The organism is Longimicrobium sp., assembly GCF_048594345.1.
Lineage (GTDB): Bacteria > Gemmatimonadota > Gemmatimonadetes > Longimicrobiales > Longimicrobiaceae > Longimicrobium.
This window is the reverse complement of record NZ_JBMDXM010000042.1, coordinates 1-7,484: the sequence shown is the minus strand read 5'-3', so window position 1 is coordinate 7,484 and position 7,484 is coordinate 1. Positions and strand designations below refer to the sequence as shown.

The window sequence follows — 7,484 nt, the reverse complement described above, 5'->3', positions numbered from 1 at the left end:
ACGTCCATCTCGCGCTCGTCGCCGGTGCTGTACGCGCTGCCGATCTGGATCTTGACCGCCTCGGCCGTGGCCTCGCCGATCATCAGGTTGTAGTTCTTGCGCATGAAGGTGACGATGGCGTTGTCGATCTCGTCGCCCCCCACGCGGATGCTCGTATCACAGACGATGCCGCTGAGCGCGATCACCGCGATCTCGGTCGTCCCGCCGCCGATGTCGATGACCATGTTGCCCGTGGGCGTCTCCACCGGCAGCCCCACGCCGATGGCGGCCGCCATCGGCTCGGCCACCATGTACACTTCCTTGGCCCCCGCCGCGCTGGCGCTCTGCCGCACCGCCCGCCGCTCCAGCTCGGTAATGCCGCTGGGCACACCGACGACAACCGTCGGCTTGAGCTTCAGGAACCGCTTGCTGGTCACCGTCTCCAGAAAGTAGCGGAGCATGATCTCCGTCACGTCCACGTCGGCGATCACTCCGTCCTTCAGGGGGCGCACCGCCGTGATCCCCTCGGGGGTGCGGCCCAGCATGCGCTTGGCCTCCAGCCCGATACCCTTGATCTTGTTGGTGGCCTTCTCCATGGCCACCACCGAGGGCTCGTTCAGGACGATCCCCTCGCCCTTGACGTAGACCAGGGTGTTGGCGGTTCCCAGGTCTACGGCGATGTCGTTGACCGGGATGAAGCTGCCCGAGCGAAACCAGCGAAAGGCCATGTCGTCCGTCTGAGCTTTCTCGCCGGGGGCCGGTGCGGCCTCCGGACGCCTCGGGCGGCGCGCCGCCCGTGTCGGTTACGAGGTGGGGTTGCCGAAAGTCGGCAAAGCTAGGCCGCCCCACGCACATACGCAACCCGAACGACCATGCCTCCGCCCTCGGCCGCCGCGTGCAGATGCAGGCGCCATGCCGGGGGTGGGCGGGTGTTTCCGGAAACGTCGCGCGTGGGAAGGAGCGTGAAATCTGTTACCGTTTCAGATTTGCGCAAGAGCACGGGATCCGCCACCCCGCAATCTCCCGATTTCCCCTGTCGTTGCCTGCGAAAACGCTGCGTCCCGGCGTCGGGATGGATGCCGAAAAATGCCCTGCCCTCGCCACGAAAGGACTTGCACGAAACTTCTTGTCTGGTTTAGAATGCATGCACATTGCGCCGTTGCACTCCGGCGGCGCATCGTCCGCATCCATCCTCTACCCGGGGCACGCCCATGAGCAAGCTGCGGCTGAAGCTGGACGAACTCGAGGTCGACACCTTCCACACGGGCGAAACGGCGGAGTCCGGGCGGGGAACGGTGGATGCGCACGCGGCGACGGCCAAGCCGCTCTGCATCCCCACCCTCAAAACGGACCTGACCTGCTGTCCCTGCACGCCCATGATCTGAGGCGGACGCGGGCCACGCGGTGCCCGGCCCTGTTCGGCCGGGCACACCTCATCCCCCGAGCGATTGGACACCCCATGAAGAAGCTGAAGCTGCGGATGGAGGAGCTGGCGGTAGAGTCGTTCCCCACCTGTGACGCAGATGGCGGCATCGGTACGGTTCACGGGCAGGGGCTGATCCCCACGCCGCCGTACTTCACCTGCAAGCCGTGCCTGCTCACCAAGCCGACCGACTGCCCCTGCACGCCCTGAGCTGACGAGGCCAGGCAGGCGGCCCACACCCCCGGCGCCCGCCGGGTGCATCCTTACCCTATTAGTGATCGGACGAGCCATGAAGAAGATCAAGCTGCAGGTGCAGGAGCTGGCGGTGGAGTCGTTTCCCATCAGCGAGGTGGAGGGAGAGGCCGGCACCGTTCACGGGCAGGAGTTCAAGCCTACCCGCATGACGTTCGACTGTCCCTGCACCCCGATCGTGTGACCGGCTGGTCGCGCGGCGTTCGCCATCACCCCGGGAGGAACCGATGAAGAAGCTGAAGCTGCACGCCGACGAGCTCGCGGTGGAGTCGTTCCCCGTCAGCCAGATCGCGGAAGAGATCGGGACGGTTCAGGGGGAGATGAAGCCCACGCCCCCGTACGCCACCTGCCCGCTGCTGACCCGGATGACGTACGACTGCCCCTGCACGCCCAGGGCGTGACGCAGGGTGGCGATCCTCCCCACCATCCACCCAGGAGCGAGCGATGAAGAAGCTGAAGCTGCAGCTGGAAACCCTGGCGGTGGAGTCGTTCACCGCCGATCGCGCGGATGGGCAGGCGGGCACGGTGCAGGCGCACGAGCTTTTCGCGACGCGCCCGGAGGTCTGCGATCCGTTCTCGCTGCCGCCCCGCTGCTCCTGAGCGGCGGAGGGGCACGCGGAACCACGACGGGCCCGGCGGAATCGTTTCCGCCGGGCCCGTTCTCTGTCGATCCAACCGATCCGATCCGCGCATAAACACACGGAGGCGCTGAAAATCTCTTCCGTAACTCCGCGCCTCCGCGCCCTCCGCGTCTCCGCGTGAGGCTGTTCTCTTGCGGATCCGCTCTCAGCGCCCCGTGGAGCCAAAGCCGCTGGCGCCGCGGCCGGATTCGCTCAGCGACTCCACCTGTTCCACCTCCGGCGCCACGAACCGCGCGAACACCAGCTGCGCGATGCGCGTCCCGCGGGGGATGGGCACCGCCTCGTCGCCCGCGTTCCACAGGATCACCTTCAGCTCGCCGCGGTAGTCCGGATCGATGGTCGCGGGCGAGTTGGGGAGGGTGACGCCGTGCCGCAGCGCCAGGCCGGAGCGTGGGCGCACCTGGCACTCCACGTCGTCCGGCAGCTCCATGGCCAGCCCCGTCGCCACCAGCCGCCGCTCCCCCGCCCCCAGCACAAAGTCCGCCTCAGCCGACGCCACGTCGTACCCCGCCGACCCCGGCGTCTGCCGCGCGGGAAGCGGCAGGTCGGGGTTGTGCTCCAGCCGGCGGAAGCGCACCCGGTCGGCCATCAGAACCTCGCGTCGTTCTTGCGGCGCTCCCAGGCGTCCGCCTCGGCGGTGCTGTAGGTGAGCATGGGGCCGTCGGCGCCGGGAAGGATCATCAGCATGATGCGCGCATGGTTAGCGGGGTCGGTCCATACCTTCATGTAGCCGCCACGGCTGGCCAGCGCCGCCGCGCAGGCGTCGCTCCCCACGTCGCCCACCGTGCGCTCCTGCGCTTCCAGCCGCGGGTAGCGGCGGCTGACCACGTTGTCCAGCAGCCGCAGCACGATCCCGCAGTCCGCCGCGTTCTCCACCGGCGCCATGTACCCGCCGCGCATCAGCCCCATTTGCGGATGGACGAAGAACATCGCCACCATCTCGCGCCCCAGCACCCGGTCATCGTACACCATCGCGGCCACCCCTTCGGCGTCGGGCTGCTCCATGGAGGCGGCGCCTCGCTGCGCGACGATGGCGGCCCGCGTGGTCCCCCAGTCGAACCCCACGGCGCCCGTCACCTGCGCCCCCGGCGCCTGGGCCGCGGACGCCTGCGCGTGCGCATCCGCCGGCGCGGCGGCGAAAACGACGAGCACCGCCAGCACGGCGGCGAAGGAGCGAATCGGCACGAAGACTCCGGAGCTGCGGATGGGATGAAGTGCGGCGGTGGACGCGCGGGGGCGACAAAGATGGCCAGACGCCGCGTTTCCGACAACCCGCGGGTACTGTCGGGCGTCCTTATCCTTATCCTTATGAGGTGATCCGCATTCCTCCTCTGTTCCTCTGGCTGTTCTCTGCCCCTCTGTACCCTGACCTCTGTTTTCAGTAGTCCGACGTGAGGTGAGGTGTTTTGCCGGATTCGGTATCACATCACACGGACTCAACGGAGTTCGACGAGGTGATTCGGCGGGCAACGCGTTGTTCCATCGAGGGTGGGGATCAAAAGACAAGGGGCGGAGACCTCGATCGGTCTCCGCCCCTCCGTCTTTCATCAGCCCGCCGTCGTCAGTTGGACTGGCTGACGACCTCTACCTGGAACACCAGCACGGAGTTGGCCGGGATGGGGCCGTTGGCCTGCGTGCCGTAGCCGAGCGACGGCGGAATCACCAGCTGCCGCTTGCCGCCCACCTTCATCCCCAGCAGCCCCTGCTCCCAGCCCTCGATCACGCGGCCCTGGCCCAGCACCAGCTGAAAGATGGCGCGGGGAGGATCGTTGTGGTCAAAGCGGGTGCCGTCGGCCAGCCACCCCTGGTAGCGAACGCCCAGCACGCGGCCGGGACCCACGTCGGCGCCGGTGCCCACGGCGATGTCCTTGACGTACACGCCGTCGCCCACGCGCGTCATGGTCGCGATGTCCACGCCCAGCGCGGGCGCAAAGTTCACCTGGGCAAGGTCGGGATCGCTGGGGCCCGAGGCGTCGCCGCACGCCGCGGCGGCAAGCAGGGGAAGCGCGCACAGCAGCGCGCGGAAAACACGTCGCATTCGCATCTCACTTGGTCGATGATGGTTACGGCCGGTCGCGCGGCAAAGATAACGCATTCACGCGCCCACGAGAACGCCCCGCCGCCCTGGATGAGGACAGCGGGGCAAAACCAGGTGCCTGGGGCGGGACTCGAACCCGCACGGCTCGCGCCGGGGCATTTTAAGTGCCCTGTGTCTACCGATTCCACCACCCAAGCCTGGGCATCGTCCCCGGCGGGACGAGCCACGGCTGATAAGATAAACGGACGCCGGCCCCGGGTCTACGCTCTTCCGCGCCCGCCGGCGGCGTCCATCACCTCGCGCAGGCGGCGGACGTTCTCCTGCACCGACGCCCTGGTGTTGTAGACGGCGGAGCCCGCCACCACGCAGGTGGCGCCGGCGCGGACCACCTCTTCCGCCGTATCGGGCGCCACGCCGCCGTCCACCTGCAGCTCCACGTGGTGCAGCCCGCGCTCGTCCAGCATGCGCCGGATGCGGGCGATCTTGTCGGTGCTGGTGGGGATGTACGACTGTCCGCCAAAGCCGGGGTTCACCGACATCACCAGCACCAGGTCCACGTACGGCAGCACCTCCACCAGCGTGTCCACCGGCGTCCCCGGATTGAGCGTAACCCCGGGCTTCACCCCCAGCTCGCGGATCTGCTGGATGGTGCGGTGCAGGTGGGGACTGGTCTCCACGTGCACCGTCAGGTAGTCGGCGCCGGCTTTGGCGAAGTCGGCCAGGTACCGCTCCGGCCGCTCGATCATCAGGTGCACGTCGATGGGAAGCGTGGTGGCGCGCCGCGCCGCCGCCGCGATCAGCGGGCCGATGGTGATGTTGGGGACGAAGTGACCGTCCATCACGTCGACGTGAATCCAGTCGGCCCCCGCCTGCTCCGCCTCGCGGATGTGCTCGCCCAGCCGCGTAAAGTCCGCGGAAAGGATGGAGGGCGCGATCTTTACGCGGCTCATCGCGCGCCCTCCCGCTCCCGCACCTGCACGCCGCCGCTCCCCGCGATGACCACGGCCGTCGCCATCCCCAGGAACAGCCCCGTCTCCACCACCCCGGCGCGCAGCGCCAGCGAAATCTCCAGCGCCTCCGGATCGGCGATGCCGGCGGGGAAGCGGCAGTCGTAGATCAGGTTGCCGCCGTCCGTCACCACCGGCCGGCCGTCGCGCACGCGCAGCACGGGGTCCGCGCCCAGCGAGCGCAGAAAGTCCGGCTGCACGGCGGCGCCGAACGGGTCCACCTCCACCGGCAGCGGCGCCCTGGTCCCCAGCCGGTCCACCACCTTGGTGTCGTCAGCCACGATCACCAGCTCGCGAGAGGCGGCGGCCACGATCTTTTCCCGCAGCAGCGCGGCGCCCAGCCCCTTGATGAGCCGCAACTCGGGATCCACCTCGTCCGCGCCGTCGATGGTGAGGTCAATCCGGGGCCGCTCGTCCAGCGTGGCCAGCGGGATCCCCAGCCGTCTAGCGCGCTGGGTGGTGTCTTCGGAGGTGGGTACGCCCACCACGCCGGACCACTGGCCGGCGGCGCGGTGCTCGGCGATCACGTCCAGCAGGTGGCGCACGGTAGAGCCGGTGCCCAGCCCCAGCGTCATCCCGTCGCGAATCCACTCCGCGGCCCGCTCGGCCGCCGCGCGCTTGAGCGCCTCGGTATCGCTCGTGGTGTGCACCGGCGTCTGCTCCTCTGCGGTCGGGTGGGGGATCGGCGGTTCGAAGGGGCAGAACGTATCATCCGGCCGGTGATTTGGCGAACCGGCGATATCGATGGATTGGGATGCGTAGCCTCGCCATGCATCCAGCCGCCAAGCGCGAATTGCGGATCGCCGCGGCGGGGGATGAGCGCGTAAACCCGGTGTTGGGAAAGCGACAAGCTACGTTCAGGCTCGTTGGGCTCGCCGGATGGAGCTTCAACCGCTCGCGTCGGCGACGGGGCGGCGCGCCTCGAAGGGAGGCGCGAGCGACAGGCATTCGAATCCACCGCTCACCCGCTCACCCGCTCACCATCACACCATCACACCATCACACCATCACACAAAAAAGGAGGGGCACCTTGCGGCGCCCCTCCCGTCCTGCCCGGCAGGTGTTCGGCGATTACTCGCCGCGCACGCCGCCGGCCTTGACCTCGAGCTGGTACGGCTGGAACTCGCAGCCCGGACGGACCGGGATGTAGAGCACCTCCGGCGTACCCTGGGCACCCGCCTCGGAGAACACCGAGACACCCATGTAGTCGGCCGTACGCGTCACTTCGTTCACACCGAGCACCCGCGGCAGCCCGTAGCGCACGTAGCGGCGCCCGTTCACCGTGATCGGCTCGTTGTTGATGTACCACGTGGCACCACCGGCGTACCCGGTCGTGGCCGGAATCCGCTGGCCGGCGACCGTCGTGTCACCCGTCTGGGTGTTGTACACCGCGGTGATCTCACGCAGCATCCCGTTCTCCACCACGCACACCCGGATGTCGCGCGTCGTCACGGTCGGCGGCGGCGGCGGGGGCGGCGCGACCACCGGCGGCGGCGCAACCACCGGCGGCGGCGGCGGGGGCGGCGCGACCGCCGGGATCAGGATGCCGAACATGGCCTTGAGGCCCAGCACCAGCCGCGGCGTGAAGGTGATCTTGTCTTCGGCGTTCTGCGCATTCTCGTTGACATGCGCCGGCGAGTCGTAGCCGTGCACCGCGCCCTCGAGGAACAGGGCCAGCGAGCTGCCGATGGGGAACGCGTCCACACCGAAGCCCACCACGCCCTGGCCCGTCGTGGCCAGGCTGGGACGGTCGCTCACGCACACGCCGTTGGCCAGCCAGCCGTCCAGATTCAGGCAGCCCGGGTAGTTGGACTCACCCGCGATGTTGGCCGTGTAGCCGCCGCCGCCCAGGAAGAAGTACGCGGACGACATCCAGCCACCCGCGTCGCGCGCGATCCAGGGGCGGAGCACCAGGTCCAGGTCGTACAGCCAGCTGTTGACGACGTAGCCGAAATCGAAATCGGCCCCGTTGACGTCCTCGTTCTCCGGCATGTGCTGCGGCATGTACGCGCCGTGCAGCCGCAGGCCGATCGTGGGCGTGAAGAAGAACGCGGCCGTGGCGCCGAAGATGGGCGACAGCTCGGGCGCAAACCCGTTCTCGCCGATCTCGAACCAGTCCGTGCTCCACGCGCCGCCGCCGTAGA

Annotated in this window: 12 protein-coding genes and 1 tRNA gene; 5 read left to right on the top strand and 8 right to left on the bottom strand. The window is 68.7% G+C overall.

What is annotated here, in order from left to right; all coding sequences use genetic code 11:
• Positions 1-707, bottom strand: a 707-nt coding sequence (locus tag ACOJUJ_RS04650) for a rod shape-determining protein (RefSeq protein WP_420125684.1), incomplete at its 3' end; no start/stop codon positions are given.
• 483 nt (positions 708-1,190) lie between these two features.
• Between ACOJUJ_RS04650 and ACOJUJ_RS04645 the strand changes: the two genes are divergently transcribed.
• From ACOJUJ_RS04645 to ACOJUJ_RS04625, 5 genes are all read left to right on the top strand, one after another.
• The gene (locus tag ACOJUJ_RS04645) at positions 1,191-1,364 is read left to right on the top strand and encodes a hypothetical protein (RefSeq protein ID WP_420125683.1); all 174 of its coding nucleotides are present in this window, start codon (positions 1,191-1,193) and stop codon (positions 1,362-1,364) included.
• 74 nt (positions 1,365-1,438) lie between these two features.
• Positions 1,439-1,612 carry a hypothetical protein gene (locus ACOJUJ_RS04640; protein WP_420125682.1) on the top strand — a complete coding sequence of 58 codons (174 nt, stop codon included), beginning with the start codon at positions 1,439-1,441 and terminating at the stop codon, positions 1,610-1,612.
• 79 nt (positions 1,613-1,691) lie between these two features.
• On the top strand, positions 1,692-1,838 hold the full coding sequence (locus tag ACOJUJ_RS04635) for a hypothetical protein (RefSeq protein ID WP_420125681.1): 147 nt from the start codon (positions 1,692-1,694) through the stop codon (positions 1,836-1,838).
• Between the two features lie 43 nt (positions 1,839-1,881).
• Positions 1,882-2,055 carry a hypothetical protein gene (locus tag ACOJUJ_RS04630; RefSeq protein ID WP_420125680.1) on the top strand — a complete coding sequence of 58 codons (174 nt, stop codon included), beginning with the start codon at positions 1,882-1,884 and terminating at the stop codon, positions 2,053-2,055.
• 43 nt (positions 2,056-2,098) lie between these two features.
• Entirely contained in the window at positions 2,099-2,254 is a 156-nt protein-coding gene (locus ACOJUJ_RS04625) for a hypothetical protein (RefSeq protein ID WP_420125679.1), read from the top strand.
• 186 nt (positions 2,255-2,440) lie between these two features.
• Here the strand turns inward: ACOJUJ_RS04625 and dut are convergent, their stop codons facing one another.
• The 7 genes from dut to ACOJUJ_RS04590 all read right to left on the bottom strand — a co-directional run.
• Complete coding sequence (gene dut / locus ACOJUJ_RS04620; protein WP_420125678.1) at positions 2,441-2,884, bottom strand: dUTP diphosphatase; 444 nt, start codon at positions 2,882-2,884, stop codon at positions 2,441-2,443.
• Positions 2,884-3,480 carry a hypothetical protein gene (locus tag ACOJUJ_RS04615; RefSeq protein WP_420125677.1) on the bottom strand — a complete coding sequence of 199 codons (597 nt, stop codon included), beginning with the start codon at positions 3,478-3,480 and terminating at the stop codon, positions 2,884-2,886. The genes dut and ACOJUJ_RS04615 overlap by 1 nt, the downstream gene beginning before the upstream one ends.
• Before the next feature lie 376 nt (positions 3,481-3,856).
• Positions 3,857-4,333: an FKBP-type peptidyl-prolyl cis-trans isomerase gene (locus ACOJUJ_RS04610; protein WP_420125676.1), complete on the bottom strand. Its 477-nt coding sequence runs from the start codon at positions 4,331-4,333 to the stop codon at positions 3,857-3,859.
• 115 nt (positions 4,334-4,448) lie between these two features.
• Positions 4,449-4,530 (bottom strand) — tRNA-Leu (locus ACOJUJ_RS04605).
• Positions 4,531-4,593: 63 nt separating this feature from the next.
• Entirely contained in the window at positions 4,594-5,283 is a 690-nt protein-coding gene (gene rpe / locus ACOJUJ_RS04600) for a ribulose-phosphate 3-epimerase (protein ID WP_420125675.1), read from the bottom strand.
• Positions 5,280-5,990, bottom strand: coding sequence for a ribose-5-phosphate isomerase RpiA (rpiA, locus tag ACOJUJ_RS04595; protein ID WP_420125674.1), 711 nt, complete (start codon positions 5,988-5,990; stop codon positions 5,280-5,282). The genes rpe and rpiA overlap by 4 nt, the downstream gene beginning before the upstream one ends.
• A gap of 421 nt (positions 5,991-6,411) precedes the next feature.
• Positions 6,412-7,484 (bottom strand): hypothetical protein (locus ACOJUJ_RS04590; protein ID WP_420125673.1); only part of this gene is annotated, 1,073 nt, incomplete at its 5' end.